The organism is Celeribacter baekdonensis (assembly GCF_900102315.1).
GTDB classification, from domain to species: domain Bacteria; phylum Pseudomonadota; class Alphaproteobacteria; order Rhodobacterales; family Rhodobacteraceae; genus Celeribacter; species Celeribacter baekdonensis.
This window is the reverse complement of sequence record NZ_FNBL01000005.1, coordinates 1-17479: the sequence shown is the minus strand read 5'-3', so window position 1 is coordinate 17479 and position 17479 is coordinate 1. Positions and strand designations below refer to the sequence as shown.

Here is a 17479-nt window from a genome sequence, read left to right as displayed (position 1 = left end):
CGGGAGAATCCTCGATCCTATAGTTTGCAGGGAGAACTAGTAACAAGTTGCGACCATTTTTTGGGTACGCAACGGTACATCGAGCAGAAGTGAATTGGTAAAATGTTGGGCATTCAGTATTCAATCCGCGATCTCGCGGGCAATGTAGACACGGGCACTCTCTCCCTCTCCGAAAATGTTGAAGCGATCTCGGTTCAGGGCGTCGAAGATATCTCTTTGAACATGTCGGCTGCCGCAGTTTCGGGGTATTCTCGTGAAGGCGGAAACCTTGTTGTCGAGTTGATCGGGGGCAAGTCTATTGTTCTTGAGGGCTTCTTTGAGGGGGGCGATCACGATCTCTTTCTCTCTGAACGCGGCTTGATGACCAAAGTCGATTTCGTGGATGAAAGTCAGGGCGATCTCGTCGCCTCCTATCAGGACATCGACTTGACGGGGAAGTGGAGCGAATACGATCAGCTTGCTTTTCTCGATCTGGAGCGTATCGAGCCGGTTGTGGCGCCTCTGGCGTTTGCAGGGCTTGGTCTTGGTGGCGCAGGAGCCGCAGCAGCGGCGGCGGCTGGCGTCATTTTGATAGACGGCGGCAATGGCGGCGGCACTGGTAATGGTGGTGGCGAAGGCGAAGGCGACACGACCGCCCCCGATGTTTCTATCGTGACCGGCGTTGAAAGCGTTGGCGACTATGTGAACGGTGAGATTTACGACAGTGGCAGCTTTGAGATCACGGGTGGCGGTGAGCCGGGGACCGTTGTGGAGGTCACGATCAATGACACCACGGAAACCGTCACGGTCGGTGAAGACGGCACTTGGACGGCGGTCTTTGACAGCGAGGCGATTGAGACCGGTGAATATACCACTGACGTGACCGTCGTGGCCACCGATGAGGCAGGCAATTCGACTACGGTCACCGACACGCTTTTGGTCGACACAGCCCCCGAAGATCTCAGCTTTGACACCGTCGAGGGCGACGATATCGTCAATATTTCTGAGGCAAGCGACGGTATTCCTGTTTCGGGTCAATCCGAGGCGGGGGCGACCGTTGTGGTCGAGCTTGAAGGTCAGTCCATCGAGACCGTGGTGGGTGCAGATGGCACATGGTCCGTCACCTTTGATGGCACTCAACTGCCTGCTGGCACCTATGACAGTACCGTCACAGCAACCGTGACGGATATTTATGGCAATGCTGCGACTTACACCCATGAGATCGCAATTGACCTTGAGGCGTCGTTGTCGGTGAATGCCGGAGCCGCGGGCGGGGATGGCATGGTCAACCTGTCCGAAATGAACGGCGGTGTCGTCTTGACAGGTCTGGGTGAAGCGGGCGCATCGGTCACTGTCACCGTGGCGGGCGTCTCGCGCAGCGCGACCGTTGGCGAAGATGGCACATGGTCCGTGACTTATGAAAGCGGCTCCTTGCCGCAGGGCAGCTATAGCGCCGAAGTCACCGCCGTTTCCACCGATGCGGCGGGCAATACCGCCTCTGCGACGGGCACCTTCTCGATCGACACCGAAACCGGTGTGGCGATCAACGCGGGACATTCGGGCGGCGACGAAACCATCAACCTTTCTGAAAGCCAGCAGGCCATGAGCTTTGCTGGCACAGCTGAGCCGGGCGCGACCGTTGTTGTCACGCTTTCGGGTGTCTCCGTGACCACCGTGGCCGATGGGGCAGGGAATTGGACCGCGACCTATGCAGCGGGCAGTTTGGCGGGCGGTGAATATGACACCACGCTGACGGCCGTTGCCACCGATGCCGCGGGCAACACCGCGACCACCACAAGCACGGTTCATGTCGATACGGTTGCGGGCGACATCGCGCTGTCCACCAACCCGATTGAGGGCGACAATGTGATCAACGCGGTCGAGGCCTCCGATGGGGTCTGGGTCAGCGGCACGGCCACTCCGAACCACACGATCACCGTCACTTTGGGCGGCGTGACCCACTCGGTCACATCGACCAATGCCGGGACGTTTGCGGCCTTCTTTGCCGCCTCCGACGTCACTCCGGGCGAATATGACACCGGTGCGTCGGCGACGATTTCCGATGCGGCAGGCAACACGAAAACTGTGCAAACCGCCGTTGAAGTCGACACGTTTGTCAGCAACTTCGCCGAGACCGCCCAACAAGGCGGGTCAGACGGTGTGGTCAACGGCCTCGAGGCCCAGTCGGGCGTACAACTTGCGGGAACGGTTGAGGTGGGGTCCACTGTTGTGTTGTCCTTCCAGGGCCAAAATTACATGGCCGCCGTCGATGGCGCGGGCAATTGGTCCTCGACCATTCCGGCCTCTGCGCTGCCCTCCGGCGAAGGCTCCGCCAACGTCATCATCAACGCGACAGACCCGGCGGGCAACACCGCGTCGCTGTCGGAAACCATCACCTACGACACTCTGGTCACCTCTTTGGGCCTGAACGGTGATGCCAGCGGCGACATGTTTATCAACCTCGCCGAGGTGCACTCTGGTGCCACTCTGACCGGGTTCGTCGAGCCGGGATCGACCGTCTATGTGACCCTCAATGGCATGCGCCATCTGGCCTCTGTCGATGCGGCGGGCAATTGGAGCGTGAGCTACGCGCCTGGTGAAATTCCCGAAGGAACCTATGCCGCCAATGTACAGATTGAGGCCACTGATGCCGCTGGCAACACGCGCACCGAAACGGCGCAGGTCACCATCGACACGGTGATTTCGTCGCCCTTCATCGAAACCGTGACACGCGGGACGGATGGGGTGCATTCGATTTCCGTCAGTGAGATGGGGGAGGATGTGTCGGTCTATTCTCTTGATGAAAGCGGCTCCTCGACCGAGATTTCGCACACCGATTATGACCTTGGGTCGCAGACCTTGCTCAACTTTGGCAGCCATGTGTCGAACGGCGACCAGATTGTCATCGCGTTCGAAGATGTCGCGGGCAACCAGTCCGATACATTGCTCGTGCTTGACACCACAAACGAACGTCCCGATGGGGCCTATTTCGAGGTGGATATCGACAACGCCGGGCTTGATCAATTCGATCTTGGCGCGATTGATCTTCAATTCGTCAACGGCGGCGAAGTCACGCTGTCTACGGCTGATTTGGACCGGATCGTGGGGGAAGATGGCGTTTTGACCATTCATGGTGGCGCAGACGATCGTGTGGTGCTTGAAGGTGGGGCGCTGACGGGGGACACCACAACGATTGATGGCGCGACCTACGACATCTACACGCTTGGCGATGATCAAGTGATGATTGATCACCACATCGAAGTGGTCCTGCCGTAACGGTGAAAACAATGGGGTGCGGGTGCGTTTCTGTGCCCGCACTCGTAAAGAAAGCGCGGAGGCGGGGGAGCGCGACGGGTGTTATGAAGTCTTTGGGTAAATTGAGTGCGCTATTGGGGGCGGCAGTGTTTGTGACTGGCTGCACCGCCGGTTCGCCAGGGGTATCAAATCTGTTTGACGTCAAGCCTGTGGCCCTTTTCAAGGGCAGTGCAGGCGCGAAAGCCGGAACGGTTGCCGAAGCCAAAGACCGCGGAACCCCAAGCCTCTCTGCCGCCAATTCCGGTGAAGCCTCGCCTTTGATTTCTGATCTGATCGCGCGCCGTTCGGTGTTAACGCCCGGCTCCGCCTATGACGAGGTCGCAACCGCTGTGCTTGCCACCTCGTCGGGCGTGGCCGAGGCCGAATTGCGCGCCTCCAAAATGCGCGCGATTGCCCGCTCCACCAATTGGATGCCGACCATCGGCCCGTCGATCACGCTCAATTCTTTGGGCGAAGTGGTCGCGGGCCTGTTGGTGGACGTTACCCTCTATGACAACGGCAAACACAAGGCCGAGCGCGAATTTGCCGCCGCCGATGTCGAAGTTTCCGCTGTGGCACTGTCGCAAGACGTCAATGACCGGCTTTACGAAGGGCTTACGCTTTATATCACCGCCGCTGAAGCCCATGAGAAATCAGGCATGGCCGAGCGTGGCTTGGGCCGGATGCAGGAGTTCAATCGGGTTGTCACCGAGCGGGTCAAAGGCGGCGCGTCGAGCCTGTCGGATCAACGTGTCGTGCGCTCGACCCTCTCCGAGATGCAGCATGAAACCAGCACCCACCGTGAGGCCGAAGACAGTGCATGGGCGGAGTTGGACACGCTGACGGGGGGGGCCAAGCTCCCGGTTCTTGATCAGGCCATGGGAATTTCCCTGCCGACTGGGTCTGTGACGACGCTCGACGTTTTGCGTGCCGAAGCCGAGGCCAAACGCACCATCGCCGAGGCCAAAGCACAACGCGCCGCGATGCTGCCAACGCTGTCCGCTTCGACCCTTTTGGGCCAGAAAAACAGCACAGGGGCTGCCTATGATGGGGCGGGTTTGGGGCTTGGTACGGGCGCGGAAATGGAGGCCAGTCGGGCGCGCGAATTGGCCGCCAGCGCACAGGTCGAAAAGGCGCGCGAAACCTCCGCGCGCAAACGTGCGCGCCTGGATAGCCACCTCTCGGCCCTGCGCCGTCAAGAACGCGATGCCGCCGATTTGGTCGAACAAACCCGCGCCAATTACCGCATTTTCCAAGATCAATTCGAAGCCGGGCAAAAAAGCGTCATGGACGTGTTGAACGTCTATGAGCAAATGATCCGCGATGAGTTGAAACACATTGATTTAAAATATGAAATTGCCTTGACCGAGCTTGAGATCGCGCGCGTGTCAGGGGCTTTGGCCGATGGGGTGGACATATGAGGAAAGCACCAAAGCTCGCTTTTACTGTCACCTCGGCCAAGCCTGAGACCCCCGAAGATGTGTCTAATCGTCCGAAGGCTCCAAAGGCCCCTTTGACCGTTCATCTGGGCTCTCAAGGCCGGGGTGCTCTGAAAACGAAACTGGCACCTGCGGCTCATAAACCTGCGCCAGTTGTTGATCCCATGGTGGAAAAGAAACGCGCAGCGACCGAGGCCGTGCGGCGCAAGGTGGCCGACACGGCGCGCGAGGCACGGTTGCGCGAAGAGGCGGCGGAAAAGCTGCGCGTTGAGGAACGAGAGGCGCGTGAACAGGCCAAGGCGCTTCGCGTTGAAAAGGCCCGCCAAGCCGCAGAAGCCGCGCGCAAACCCAAACGCGATGCGGCGGAGGTGAAAGCCGAAGCCAAGGCGCGCCAAGCGGCCCGTGACGTGCCGCCTGCACCGCAAATGACGCAGGACGAAACGGTCACACAGCACCAAGAGGCGCAGGTCACAGCCCCAGTTGCACCTGCTGATATTTTTCCGCAGCCTCAGCAACAGGTCGAGATCCCGCAGCCGGAACCGACCCCGCGCCCGGACCAAGCGGTGTTTTCGCGCAAATTCCTGCAACGTGCCGAATTGGTCGCGACCTTTGCCGCGCGTTTTGGTCAACGTGCGATGATCTCTGACCTGATCGAAAGTTTTGCGGATCAAACTGGCGAAGATGTCGCCCCCGCCGCCATGGCGCGTGCGATTGGCCTGACGGGCCTCTCCGCCGAAGTCACCCATCTGGCCGCGATCGCGCCCAAGGCCTGGCCCGCATTGGCCTATATGTCGTCCGGGCATATCGTCCTTGTGTGGTCGCAAAAGGGCGAGGTTTTGACCGTTTTTGATCACACCGGCACCGATCAGGTTGCCGAAGTGCCGCTTTATGAATTTGCACCGTTCTTCACCGGGACCATCGTACGCGCCGGGAAAACTTTGGACACATTGACTGCCACTCATGTGCCGCTTTTGTCAAAACAGCATTGGTTTTGGGGTCAATTCGGGGCGTTCAAACGGCAGATTGGCGAGATCGCATTGGGCTCGCTTGTGGCCAATATGTTGGCCGTGGCCGTCGCTCTGTTTTCGCTTCAGGTCTATGACCGGGTGATCCCGCATCAATCCCAAGCCACCCTTTGGGTGCTGGCGTTGGGCGCAGTTTTGGCCATCGCGTTAGAAGCGGTTTTGAAACTCGCGCGCTCGCGTTTGATGGATGGGGCCGGGCGTCAAATTGAAATGCGGGTTCAGTCGATGTTGATGGAGCGGCTTCTGGGGATGCGGTCTGATGCGCGGCCGACAACGCCGACGGGCCTGTTTTCCGCCATGCGTGAATTCGGTTCGGTGCGCGAATTTTTCACCGCGTCGACCATTGGATCGGTCGCTGACATTCCGTTTATCTTTTTGTTCTTTGGTCTCGTGGCCTCGATTGCTGGCCCGATTGTTTGGATTCTGGTCGCGGGCGCGATCATCATGGTGGTGCCCGGCTATCTGTTCCAAAAACGGATGATGCGCCTGACCCAAGAGACCCAAGGGGCATCGGCCAAATCGACGCGGCTTTTACATGAGGCGGTGTTTGAACTCGACACGATCAAAACCCAACGCGGCGAAGATCGGGTGCGGCGGATTTGGGATGAGTTGAACCTGTTGTCTGCGGCGAAATCGTCGGAACAGCGCAAACTTTCCGGCATGCTGACCTTTTGGTCCCAAGGCGTGCAGCAATTGACCTATGTTTTGGCCGTGGTCGCCGGAACCTATTTGGTTTTTGCCGGTGAATTTACCGTTGGGACCATTATCGCGACCGGCATCCTGACCTCCCGTACGCTTGCGCCGCTGACCCAGCTTTCGACGACAATGGCGCGGTGGACCAATGTCAAAACGGCGCTCGATGGGTTGGACGCCATCGCGGACGCGCCGCAGGACAATGGCGGGGATCGCAATTTTCTCCGTCGTCCACAGATCAACGGCGCATTCGTGCTGCGTGAGGCGCAGTTCCGCTATGATACAGAGGGTGCACCGACGCTTGATCTGCCGGGACTCGATATCAAAGCGGGGCAGAAAATTGCAGTATTAGGTGCCAATGGATCAGGTAAAAGCACCTTCCTGAAACTTCTCGCCGGTCTTTATGCCCCGACGCAAGGGCGCATTTTGTTGGACGGTGCGGAGATGTCGCAAATTGATCCGCGCGACATTCGTCGCTCTGTCGGTTACCTTGGCCAAGACGTGCGGCTGTTTGCCGGGACACTGCGTGACAACCTGAACTTGGGCGGTATGGAGCGTGATGATGATCGCCTGCTTGCCGCCTTGGATTTTGCCGGGCTTGGCGCTTTTGTGCGCGGGCATCACCGCGGGCTGGACCTTGAAATTCGCGATGGTGGTGAAGGCCTTTCGGTGGGACAGAGACAGTCGATTGGCTGGGCACGGATGTGGCTGCAAAACCCGTCTGTCTGTCTGTTGGATGAACCGACCGCGGCCTTGGATCAGACGCTTGAAACCGCGCTTGTGGCGCGGCTCACAGACTGGCTTTCGGGCCGCACCGTCGTCGTTGCCACGCACCGCTTGCCTATCGTTGCCCTCGCAGATCGGGCGATGGTGTTTAAAGACGGGCGACTGGTGGTTGACGGACCGCGTGCACAGGTCATGGCGCATCTCGAAAAAGCGAGAGCGCGCTGATGGCCACGTTCGACGACATGCTCGACAAGGACATGGATCGTCCGGGTTGGATCATTCGAATTTCGGCCGTTGTGATTGTGATTTTTTTGCTCTGGGCGGCGATTGCGCGGGTTGATGAGATTGTGCGTTCGGATGGTGAAATGATTTCCTCATCGCGCCCGCAGATTGTGCAGAACCTTGAGGGCGGCATCTTGTCCGAGCTCTTGGTGCATGAGGGCCAGGAGGTCGAACAGGGTCAGGTATTGGCCAAATTGCAGGGCACGGAGTTTCGCACCTCCGTCGATGATCTTCAGGAAAAAATCGACGCCTTAGAGGTGCGGCGTTTGCGGCTTGAGGCGGAGCTTGAAGGCAATGATGCGTTTGTCGTGGCTGATGATCTTGCTGCACGGGCTGCGACGGTTCTGGCCTCGGAAAAGGCGCTTTTGAAAGCGCGGGTTGGCGATTATTTGGCCCGCAAAGATGGCGCGATGGCGGTCCTGAAACAGGCGGAGACCGAGCGGTCCTTGATGGAGGATATGCTGACGAAAAACGTGGTGTCGCTGATCGAAGTGACCCGCGCGCGCAAATCGCATTCTGACGCGCAACTCAAATACAACGAGATCGTCACACAGGCGGAATTGCAGCGTGCCGAAGACTATTCCGACACGCTTAAAGAACTGGCCTCAGTGAAACAGGCGCTGACCTTGGCCAATGATCAACTCGGACGCACAGTGATTGTCGCGCCGATGCGGGGGATCGTAAACAGCCTGATGGTGACGACCATCGGTGGCGTGATCCGGCCCGGTGAGGAGTTGGTTCAGATCATTCCGGTGGACGAAGAACTGTTTGTCGAAGCGCGTGTGCGCCCCGAAGACATTGCCCATGTGCAACCCGGTCAAGACGCGACGATCAAGTTATCTGCTTATGATTACACGATTTTTGGGTCTCTCAAGGGTAAGGTTCAGGTGGTGTCGGCGGACACATTTAAAGACGAGCGCGACCCGAAAGCGGAGCCTTATTACCGGGTGACGGCGACGGTTGATCTAAGCAGTCTGACCGAGCGGCAACAACAAATCGAGATCCGCCCCGGTATGCGCGCACAGGTCGAATTACACACCGGGTCAAAGACGTTTTTGCAATATCTGCTGAAACCGCTCTACAAATCACGCGAGGCCTTTCGTGAGCCATAGGGTTGCGCGTAGAGTGACGGTATGAGCCAAGATATCCCCATACGCGACGCCGCAACGGTGGTCCTGCTGCGCCAGGACGCGGAGGTGCCGCGCGTTTTGATGGGGCAGCGTGGTCATGGGGCGGTGTTCATGCCGGGCAAATTTGTCTTTCCGGGCGGTGCTGTCGATGCGGAGGATTTTGATCGTGATCCGCCCGGCCAGTTGACGCCGGTTTGCGCGCGCCGACTGGCCGCCGACTCCCCGCCTGAGATGATACGCGCGTTGCCCAATGCGGCTTTGCGCGAGTTGCGCGAAGAGACCGGATTGATTTTGCCGGACGTTACGGATTTGCATTTCGTGTTCCGGGCCATCACCCCGCCGGGACGTCCGCGTCGGTTTGATGCGCGGTTTTTTCTGGTGGATGCGGCACGCTTGGCCAACGACCCGGATGATTTCTCAAGAGCCGAAGACGAGCTGTCGCATTTGCAATGGGTGACGCTTGCGGGCGCGCGCGGTTTTGATCTGCCCTTTGTCACGCGGGTGGTTTTGGCCGAGGTCGAAGCGGCGATACACAAGGCGTTGCCGCCAGAGCATGTGCCGTTTTATGATCATCGCTCTGATGTGGGACAAATTCGGTCTCTGCTGTAATCCGTCACGCGTTTTCGGGCTGATTGGCATCTTGTAACAGGCGCTTGTGTTTGCGCATTTCCGTCAAAGCATCGCCAAAGGTCACAATCCCGCGTTCCTCGGCCATGCGCAGCATTTTGATAAACACTTGCGCGGTCGCCACCGTATCGCCCATGGCGGTATGGCGTGCCTCGGGTGGGATTTTGACACCGAGGCGGGCGGAGATTGCATCGAGCGTGTGTTCTTGCGATTGACCAAAGACAATGGCGGAGAGCAGCACGGTATCGAGCACCGGGTTGTTGAACGTCGCACCAATTCCAGCCTCGTGGCGGCGTAGAAATTCCAAATCAAACGGTGCGTTATGGGCGACCAAAACGGCACCGCGGGCAAAGCTGTGAAGTTGCCGCCCGACCACATCAATCGGGGGCGCATCTTTGACCATGGCATTGGTGATGTGATGAACTTCGGTGGCCGAGGCGGGGATGGGGCGTCCGGGATTGACCAGCGCGTCGAGCGTTTCCGTATTGCGGACCTTGCCATTGACCACGCGCAGCGCCGCGATTTGACATATCTCGTCGCCTTGCGAGGGCAAAAGCCCGGTGGTTTCCGTGTCAAACACCACATAGGTCAGGTGAGAGAGGGGGGTTTCCATCACCTCTTTCGATGGTCGATGCGCTAATAGATCAAAGTCATAGCTCACCGTGCGCCGCCCATCGACCGGGGCGCGTCGCACAGGGCGCGCGGAGCGGATCGGCAGTTTGAGGACGGCACGGGAGGCGCGGCCAAATTCCGGCCAGATATCGGTGCCATGAGTCGCAAGGATGTCACGCCCGGTCATATCAGCCAAACCCACGTCAAGCGGCTGGGTCAGCCATGTTTCCAGCCGATCAACGGACAAAGGCGCACCCGACCACCCCAGCGCCAACATCGCGCCGCCGTCCTCTTCGCGGGAAATCAAAAACGACAACGCCCGGCCGCCGTCTTGGGTCACCAAACGAGCGATGTGGGCGATCAGGGTGATGATCTGAACCGCGTCCAAGGTGAGGGCGAGCGGTTCGACCACATCCGCGGTCAGGGCGGTGTCGCCTTGCGCCAATTGCGCGCGCAAAGCATCGCAAAGTTCGGAGCCACGCACCGAGGCCATCGGCCACCAATCGGCCTTTGTTGCCTCATATTCGGCGTCAAACGTGGCGATGGCCGTGGTCAGGACCTGCATTTCGTTGACCAGTGCAGTGTTCAAACGGGGATCATTGCGCAGCGTGTCATCCGCCTCACGTGCCGCCAAAGTGGTCTGCAAAGAGGCCATGGATGGGCGCAGGCGGTCAAACATCCGCGACAGCAGCTTTTCGCGTTTGGCATGGATCGCGAGGTCGTCGGTCACATCATCCAAACTTAACACATAGGGCGGCGTTGCGTCGCCCTCATTGGGCGCATGCATCAACCGCATCCGGGCCGACAGGATTTGCCCGCCATGGCGCGTGGCCACAGTCAGGGGAAGGACATGCCCCTCGCCACCTTCGCCTGCGCAAAGCCGGGCATAGGCGGACCGGATCGGTGCGGGGCGCAGAAAGTCAAAGATTTCATGGTCCAGCCCCGGTGCATGGTCGGCGGACAAAAGATTGGCGGCGGCACCGTTGTAAAAGGCGATTTTATGCAGGCCGGACAGCAAGACCACGCCATGTGGCATCTCGGCGGAGAGGGTGGAGAGGCGCTCTTTTTCGTCGACCAAACGGGTGGTTTCCATCGCCACGGTCTCGGCCAGTTTGTTGCGGGTGCTGACGAGGTTTTCGGTCAAAGCATGTGCTGCGGGAGCAAGATCGCCCAGGTAGCGCGCGGTTTTTTCATTCAGCGCCTCATCGACATCGGCGTGCGCCCGCGCCAACATGCCGCCGGCCAGACGTTGGATTGGCTTGGCGACGTTGTCGTCAAACATCAGCCAAATCCAAACCACCATGGCGAGGATGGCAAAGCTGGCAATCGCACCGGCAAAGACAAAACCATCGCGGGCCTCAGGCACATGCAGGCGAGAAAATCCCAGATAAAGCCCCGCCACGACCGCCATGATCGCGCCGCCCGCAAGGCCAGCGAAGAACAGAAAGACCCGGAGCCGCAGCGACCAATGTTCAATTTTCATCTCGATCTCCCGTGATCAGCTCGGCCACGCGGGACCGCAGATCATCCATCGCAAAGGGTTTGGTCAAAAACGCGTTGGCGCCCATGGCAAGCCCCTTGCGTTGCTCGGCCTGTGAGGCGCGCGCGGACATCATCAACACCGGGATCGCGGTCAGATCGTGGGTCAATCGCATGGTTTGGCAGACCTCATAGCCGGATTTTCCCGGCAATGTGACATCCAAAATCACCAGATCGGGCTGTTGCGCGCGGATGTTGGGGATGGCTTGGGACCCGTCCGCGACACGCAGGATGTCATAGCCTTCGCGCGACAGCAAAAGCGTGATGGCAATGGCGATATTGTCCTCGTCTTCCACCAAAAGAATGCGCGGTTTGCCTTGCATCTTTTACGGTCTCCCCTCCGTGGTGTTATCTCAACGCATCGCAGGCCGTGCGCAGGATCGGATTGTCGCTTTGCATGGCGTACCAATCGGCCTGTGCCAGCATCTCTTTGATCGGGCCTTTTTTAAGACCAACCAAATCAGCACGACGGCCTAGGATGCAATCAAAGGCGGTGGGGACGATGGCCGCATCGCCGCGCCGCGCCATCAGATACATGTCGGTCAAAACCGTGCCGTCCTCAACAGTTGCCCCATCTTTGTCGAGGGCGATAAAGCGGGTGGTGACCGGAACGAGATAGGTCCAAGGTCGCCAGACTTGGCTTTTCTCAATCGTGGTGGCGACGACTTTGCCTTCGCCGATGCCATCCAACGCACGGGTGTACCACGAATAATCGCTCCAGATCGCAAAGGCCAACATCGCGGCCCCTGCGGCGGCGGGCATGGCCCATTTCGGGAATTTGATCCGGGTGAGTTTTTGTAGACCAAGGATAAATCCGGCAGCGCCGACGCCGGCGGTGATGGTGGCGATGAATTCGAGAAGCATGGGGATTGGTCCCTTCTTTCAGGTTTGGTCAACTGCGCGCGGCGGACGAGCCGAGCGAGGATTGCATGGTGCGCACGATGACGAAAGCATCGCGCAAATGCGAGCGCTCAAAGGCCGGAAGGGCCGAGGGGCTCATGAAATTATCGGGCGGGGTGCCATCGCGTACCTGTGCGGCCTGATGTTCCAACCGAGCGGTGGCGATTGTGTCATAGGCGGCGAGCAAATCCTTGCCGCCGCTTTCTGAAATCACGTGGGCCTCAATCGCCGCCTCAATGCGCGCACGGCTGTTTACGGCGGTGAATGTACCCTGAAGCGCATAGACCCGGCCCAGATCAACAATCGGCACAACGCCGTTGTGTTTCATGTCCAAAGCGTTGCGATGCTCGCCGGATTTGATCGTGGCAAAGCCGCGAAGCAGCCCCAAGGGCGGGGTGTGTTTGAGCGAATTGGCGATCATATGGGCAACAAAGATCGAGTTCTTCGCGGCGGCTTTCAAAGCCGTGTCCTGCAGCGGTGTGAAGAGGCGGTGTTCGCCCGCAATCGGTCGCAGGTCATACATGACGGAGGCCAACATTTGCGCTTCAGTGTCGGGCGCGCTGATCCATTTGTTGAAATACCCTTCCCAGACCGACAGTTTTTGACACCACCGCTCCGTCATCGCCATCATGTCACCGGGGCAATAGACATAGCCGCAGGCATTGAGCCCATCGCAGGTGAATTTTGCCAGCTTGCGGAAATAGGCCATATCGGCCTCTGTCGCGGCATTATCAATGATCAAACAGTTGTCCTGATCCGACACGCCGGTCTGTTCACGCCGCCCTTGCGAGCCACAGGCGGCCCACAGATAGGGCACGGGAGCGGGGCCAAATTCATCCTCAGCCATTTTCAACAGGCGCCGGGTGACGATATCGGCGATGTCGGTGATCTTTCGTGTCACCACATCATGCGCCAGATGTGCGCCGACAAGTTGCATGAGAAATTCGGGCAAGCGGGCCGTGACCGCAGCCATATCGGCGATGGTTTTTGCGTTTGAGAGATCAAACACCATTTGCGTTTGCGACGAACCAAAGAACCGCGTGATGTCGGTTTGGGTGACCATGCCGACCAATGTGCCGCCCTCGACAATCGGCAGGTGGCCGATGTGATTTTCCAACATGACATGGATGACATCAGTGCCAAGTGCGCCGGGGTCCAAGGTGATCGGATCGTGCGCCATGATAGTGGAAACGGGCAGGGTGGTATCAAGGCTTTCGGCCAAAACTTTGTTGGTCATATCGCGCACAGTCACCAGACCAGTCAGGCGCGTGCCCTCGGTCACCGCCACAGAGGAGACCATGTGATCGCGCATCATCCGCGCGCAATCGGAGATTGTGGTGGTCTCCGAGCAGGTCACAGGCGCATGGGCCATCAGGTCGGAGACATGTTGGGTCATCAGCCCCGTGGCGACTTTGGGGCGGGCTTGGCCGCGGTTGAAATAGCGGGCAAAGGCCGGGTTCGCGGCCACTTCGGTTTTGAACGCCTCCGGTGTGAGCACCAAAACCGTGCACTCGGAGGCCGCCGTGGCCGTCGTCGCCGCATGCCCGTCGCGCAACAAGCCGCGTTCGCCAAAATGGTTCGATTTTTGCAACAGGGAGACCTGTGCGCCGTTGATGTCGATGATCTCAACCGCACCTTCCTTGATCAGATACAGCCCCTCAAGCAAGTCGCCATGGGCATAGATCACATCGCCTTCGTTAAATTTTTTGCGGGAAAAGGAGGTGGACAGCTCCGCCAATTCGCTTTCGGGCAAAACATCGTAAGGGTGGGTGGTGTGGAGAAAGTTGATGATCTTTGCGGTGGTTTCCATCGCGACTGTCCAAAGTAAAATTGAAAGAGGCGCGAAAGCCACTGGCCCCCGCGCCCCTGTACTATGGCGACGGGCCAGCCCTGAGGCCAGCCCGAAACCGACAGGCTTAGTGATCGACCGCCTGGCCAGCACCGCGCGGGACGCGGATGCTTTCGACCAGTTCTTGAATCTCAACCGGCGGCTCGTCTGTTGCGTTCGAGACAATGTAAGCAACCGCAAAGTTGAGGACTGCACCGACGGCCCCGAAGGAGGTCGATTTGATCGACAAGATCATCGGCTCAGCATCAGAGAAGGACGCCGTGGAGGCCACGAAGAACCAGCCTTTGTGCAAGAAGATGTAGACGATGGTCACAACCAAACCGGTGATCATGCCCGCAACCGCGCCCTTGTTGTTGATGCGCTTCGAGAAGATGCCCATCATCAAGGCCGGGAAGATCGACGCCGCTGCCAAACCAAAGGCCAAAGCCACCGTTTGCGCCGCGAAGCCCGGAGGGTTCATGCCCAGATAGGTTGCCACAGCGATCGCCACAGCCATTGCGACCCGAGCGGCCAAAAGTTCGCCCTTCTCGGAAATGGCTGGGTTGATCTGCGACTTGATGAGATCGTGCGACACAGCCGATGCGATCGCCATCAAAAGACCCGCAGCGGTGGACAGAGCGGCGGCAAGACCACCGGCGGCCACCAGCGCAATCACCCAACCCGGCAGGTTGGCGATTTCCGGGTTCGCAAGCGTGATGATGTCGTTGTTCACGGTGAACTCATTTGCGTCTTTGTCGGCCACATAGTCGATCAGGCCGTCACCGTTTTTGTCGTCAAAGCCCAAAAGGCCGGTCAATTCCCAGTTTTTGACCCAATCCGGGCGTGCTTCATAGGCAAGCGGGGCCTCGGTCGTGCCATTCGGGTAGACTGTGTCGATCAAGTTGACGCGGGCCATCGCACCCACAGCCGGAGCGGTGAGGTACAAAAGCGCGATGAACACCAAAGCCCAACCGGCAGAGGAGCGTGCATCAGACACTTTCGGTACGGTGAAGAAACGCACGATCACATGCGGCAGACCCGCGGTCCCGATCATCAAAGACATGGTGAAGAGGAACATGTTGAGCGTTGTGTCGGTCTGTTTGGTGTATTCGGTAAAGCCCAAATCTTTCAACATGCCGTTCAGCGTTTCCAACAACGGCAGGCCAGTGGATTTTGCATCCGAGAACAGGCCCAGCGGCGGGATCGGGTTGCCGGTGAGTTGCAGCGAGATGAAGATCGCCGGGATGGTGTAGGCGATGATCAACACGACATACTGTGCCACCTGCGTGTAGGTGATACCCTTCATGCCGCCGATAACCGCATAGAAGAACACGATGGCTGCACCGATCAACAGGCCGGTGGTGTTTTCCACTTCGAGGAAGCGGGAGAAGGCCACGCCCACGCCGGTCATCTGACCGATCACATAGGTCAGAGAAGCAGTGATCAAGCAGATCACAGCCACGGTGCGTGCCGTTTGGCTATAGAAACGGTCACCGATAAATTCCGGAACCGTGAATTTGCCAAACTTGCGCAGGTAAGGGGCAAGCAACATGGCGAGCAACACATAGCCGCCGGTCCACCCCATGAGGTAAGCAGACGTGTTGTAGCCGCCAAAGGAGATGATGCCGGCCATCGAGATGAACGATGCAGCAGACATCCAGTCCGCGCCGGTGGCCATGCCGTTGAGCACAGGGTGAACCCCCCGGCCAGCCGCATAAAATTCAGATGTGGAACCCGCACGGGCCCAGATCGCGATACCGATGTAGAGCGCAAAAGTCGCGCCCACAACGATCAAGTTGAGGGTAAACTGGTCCATTCCATGCGCTCCTTATTCGTCGACGCCGTGTTCTTTGTCGAGTTTGTTCATTTTTATCGCGTAGGTAAAAATGAGCACCAGGAACACGAGAATCGAGCCCTGTTGTGCAAACCAAAAGCCAAGATCCGTGCCGCCGATCTTGATGCCCGCAAGCATCGGGCGCAGCAGGATGCCAAAGCCAAAGGAGCAGATGAACCAAATCACCAGCGAGATGACGATGATCCGCTTGTTCGCGGCCCAGTAGGCATTGTTTTCTGAGTTGTCCGCCATGTGCGGTCCTCCCTTTTGTCCCCGACCCACGCGCACCCTGTTCCGGGCAGCATCGTGGGTCCTTTACGTTACGGGTCCCACCTCCTCGTGGGGCCCGGGCTCCCTTCCCAGATGGATCAACACGGGTTGTGCGTGTGATCCGGGATGTGTAGCACCGCCCCTCATTTGGTGGGGGCGATGCGTTACTCTACCATATCTGCGTAAAATTCACGCAGTTTTTTGATACAACGAATTCCTGATCAATTCCTCGACGACGGCGGGTTCGGCGAGGGTTGAGATGTCGCCCAGGCTGCCAGTGTCGTTTTCGGCGATTTTGCGCAGGATGCGGCGCATGATTTTGCCGGATCGGGTTTTGGGCAGGCCGGGGGCCCATTGGATGAAGTCCGGTTTGGCGATCGGGCCAATTTCTGTGCGGACCCATTTTTCCAACTCTTTGCGCAGCGCGTCGGTCGGTTCGACATCGTTCATGAGCGTGACATAGGCGTAGATGCCCTGGCCCTTGAGGTCGTGCGGATAGCCGACGACGGCGGCTTCGGCGACCTGGGCGTGGGCGACCAGCGCGCTTTCGACCTCGGCGGTGCCCATGCGGTGGCCGGAGACGTTGATCACGTCATCGACGCGGCCGGTGATCCAGTAATAGCCGTCTGCGTCGCGCCGACAGCCGTCGCCGGAGAAATAATAGCCTTTGTATTGCTGGAAATAGGTCTCCTGGAACCGCTCGTGATCGCCCCAGACGGTGCGCATTTGGCCGGGCCAGCTGTCTTTGATGCACAGCACGCCCTCGGTCGCGGTTTCGGTCAATTCTTCGCCCGTGGCCGGGTCCAAAATCACCGGCTGCACGCCAAAGAATGGCACGGTCGCAGAGCCCGGTTTGGTCGGGATCGCGCCCGGCAGCGGTGTCAAAAGATGCCCGCCGGTTTCGGTTTGCCACCAGGTGTCGACGATCGGGCAAGTGCCGCGGCCGACGACCTCATTGTACCAATTCCACGCCTCCGGGTTGATCGGTTCGCCGACCGTGCCCAACAGTTTGAGCGAGGAAAGGTCATATTTTTCAACCCATTCGTTGCCTTGCCCCATGAGCGAGCGCAGGGCTGTGGGGGCGGTGTAGAATTGGTTGACCTTGTGCTTTTCGCACACGGCCCAGAACCGGCCGGCGTCGGGGTAGGAGGGCACGCCCTCGAACATCACCGTGGTCGCGCCATTGGCCAGCGGGCCGTAGACGATGTAGCTGTGCCCCGTCACCCAACCGACATCGGCGGTGCACCAAAACACGTCGCCGTCGTGGTAATCGAACACGTATTTATGGGTCATCGCGGCAT

12 protein-coding genes are annotated in these 17479 nt (G+C 58.9%); 5 read left to right on the top strand and 7 right to left on the bottom strand.

Annotated elements, in window-relative coordinates; translation table 11 throughout:
- The first annotated feature begins 102 nt into the window (after nt 1-102).
- The 5 genes from BLT54_RS10130 (at nt 103) to BLT54_RS10110 (ending at nt 9177) form a co-directional block, all read left to right on the top strand.
- On the top strand, nt 103-3255 hold the full coding sequence (locus BLT54_RS10130) for an Ig-like domain-containing protein (protein ID WP_074644535.1): 3153 nt from the start codon (nt 103-105) through the stop codon (nt 3253-3255).
- Between the two features lie 188 nt (nt 3256-3443).
- Entirely contained in the window at nt 3444-4694 is a 1251-nt protein-coding gene (locus BLT54_RS10125; RefSeq protein ID WP_176832864.1) for a TolC family protein, read from the top strand.
- A gap of 443 nt (nt 4695-5137) precedes the next feature.
- Nucleotides 5138-7381 (top strand): ATP-binding cassette domain-containing protein, encoded by a 2244-nt coding sequence (locus BLT54_RS10120; RefSeq protein ID WP_425429333.1) that lies wholly within the window; start codon nt 5138-5140, stop codon nt 7379-7381.
- Nucleotides 7381-8550, top strand: coding sequence for a beta-barrel domain-containing protein (locus tag BLT54_RS10115; protein ID WP_074644529.1), 1170 nt, complete (start codon nt 7381-7383; stop codon nt 8548-8550). Before BLT54_RS10120 ends, BLT54_RS10115 begins: the two co-directional genes overlap by 1 nt.
- 21 nt (nt 8551-8571) lie before the next feature.
- On the top strand, nt 8572-9177 hold the full coding sequence (locus BLT54_RS10110; protein ID WP_074644527.1) for an NUDIX hydrolase: 606 nt from the start codon (nt 8572-8574) through the stop codon (nt 9175-9177).
- A 4-nt stretch (nt 9178-9181) separates the two neighbouring features.
- Here the strand turns inward: BLT54_RS10110 and BLT54_RS10105 are convergent, their stop codons facing one another.
- From BLT54_RS10105 to BLT54_RS10075, 7 genes are all read right to left on the bottom strand, one after another.
- Nucleotides 9182-11290 (bottom strand): 3'-5' exonuclease, encoded by a 2109-nt coding sequence (locus tag BLT54_RS10105; protein ID WP_074644525.1) that lies wholly within the window; start codon nt 11288-11290, stop codon nt 9182-9184.
- The gene (locus BLT54_RS10100; protein WP_074644522.1) at nt 11280-11669 is read right to left on the bottom strand and encodes a response regulator transcription factor; all 390 of its coding nucleotides are present in this window, start codon (nt 11667-11669) and stop codon (nt 11280-11282) included. Before BLT54_RS10100 ends, BLT54_RS10105 begins: the two co-directional genes overlap by 11 nt.
- 25 nt (nt 11670-11694) lie before the next feature.
- Nucleotides 11695-12210, bottom strand: a complete 516-nt coding sequence (locus BLT54_RS10095) for a hypothetical protein (RefSeq protein WP_074644520.1) — start codon at nt 12208-12210, stop codon at nt 11695-11697.
- A 28-nt stretch (nt 12211-12238) separates the two neighbouring features.
- A complete protein-coding gene (locus tag BLT54_RS10090) occupies nt 12239-14056 on the bottom strand; it encodes a DUF294 nucleotidyltransferase-like domain-containing protein (RefSeq protein ID WP_074644517.1) in 1818 nt (605 codons plus the stop codon).
- A gap of 106 nt (nt 14057-14162) precedes the next feature.
- Nucleotides 14163-15890 (bottom strand): sodium:solute symporter family protein, encoded by a 1728-nt coding sequence (locus BLT54_RS10085; RefSeq protein ID WP_074644515.1) that lies wholly within the window; start codon nt 15888-15890, stop codon nt 14163-14165.
- A gap of 12 nt (nt 15891-15902) precedes the next feature.
- On the bottom strand, nt 15903-16160 hold the full coding sequence (locus BLT54_RS10080) for a DUF4212 domain-containing protein (RefSeq protein WP_009572495.1): 258 nt from the start codon (nt 16158-16160) through the stop codon (nt 15903-15905).
- 207 nt (nt 16161-16367) lie between these two features.
- Nucleotides 16368-17479 (bottom strand): AMP-binding protein (locus BLT54_RS10075; protein ID WP_143026792.1); only part of this gene is annotated, 1112 nt, incomplete at its 5' end.

Excerpts from the sequence above, each read along its gene's own strand:
- BLT54_RS10095 (WP_074644520.1), bottom strand. The coding sequence starts at position 12,210 with ATGCTTCTCGAATTCATCGCCACCATCACCGCCGGCGTCGGCGCTGCC.
- BLT54_RS10085 (WP_074644515.1), bottom strand. The coding sequence starts at position 15,890 with ATGGACCAGTTTACCCTCAACTTGATCGTTGTGGGCGCGACTTTTGCG.
- BLT54_RS10130 (WP_074644535.1), top strand. The coding sequence starts at position 103 with ATGTTGGGCATTCAGTATTCAATCCGCGATCTCGCGGGCAATGTAGAC.
- BLT54_RS10100 (WP_074644522.1), bottom strand. The coding sequence starts at position 11,669 with ATGCAAGGCAAACCGCGCATTCTTTTGGTGGAAGACGAGGACAATATC.
- BLT54_RS10090 (WP_074644517.1), bottom strand. The coding sequence starts at position 14,056 with ATGGAAACCACCGCAAAGATCATCAACTTTCTCCACACCACCCACCCT.
- BLT54_RS10105 (WP_074644525.1), bottom strand. The coding sequence starts at position 11,290 with ATGAAAATTGAACATTGGTCGCTGCGGCTCCGGGTCTTTCTGTTCTTC.
- BLT54_RS10120 (WP_425429333.1), top strand. The coding sequence starts at position 5,138 with ATGACGCAGGACGAAACGGTCACACAGCACCAAGAGGCGCAGGTCACA.
- BLT54_RS10110 (WP_074644527.1), top strand. The coding sequence starts at position 8,572 with ATGAGCCAAGATATCCCCATACGCGACGCCGCAACGGTGGTCCTGCTG.
- BLT54_RS10080 (WP_009572495.1), bottom strand. The coding sequence starts at position 16,160 with ATGGCGGACAACTCAGAAAACAATGCCTACTGGGCCGCGAACAAGCGG.
- BLT54_RS10115 (WP_074644529.1), top strand. The coding sequence starts at position 7,381 with ATGGCCACGTTCGACGACATGCTCGACAAGGACATGGATCGTCCGGGT.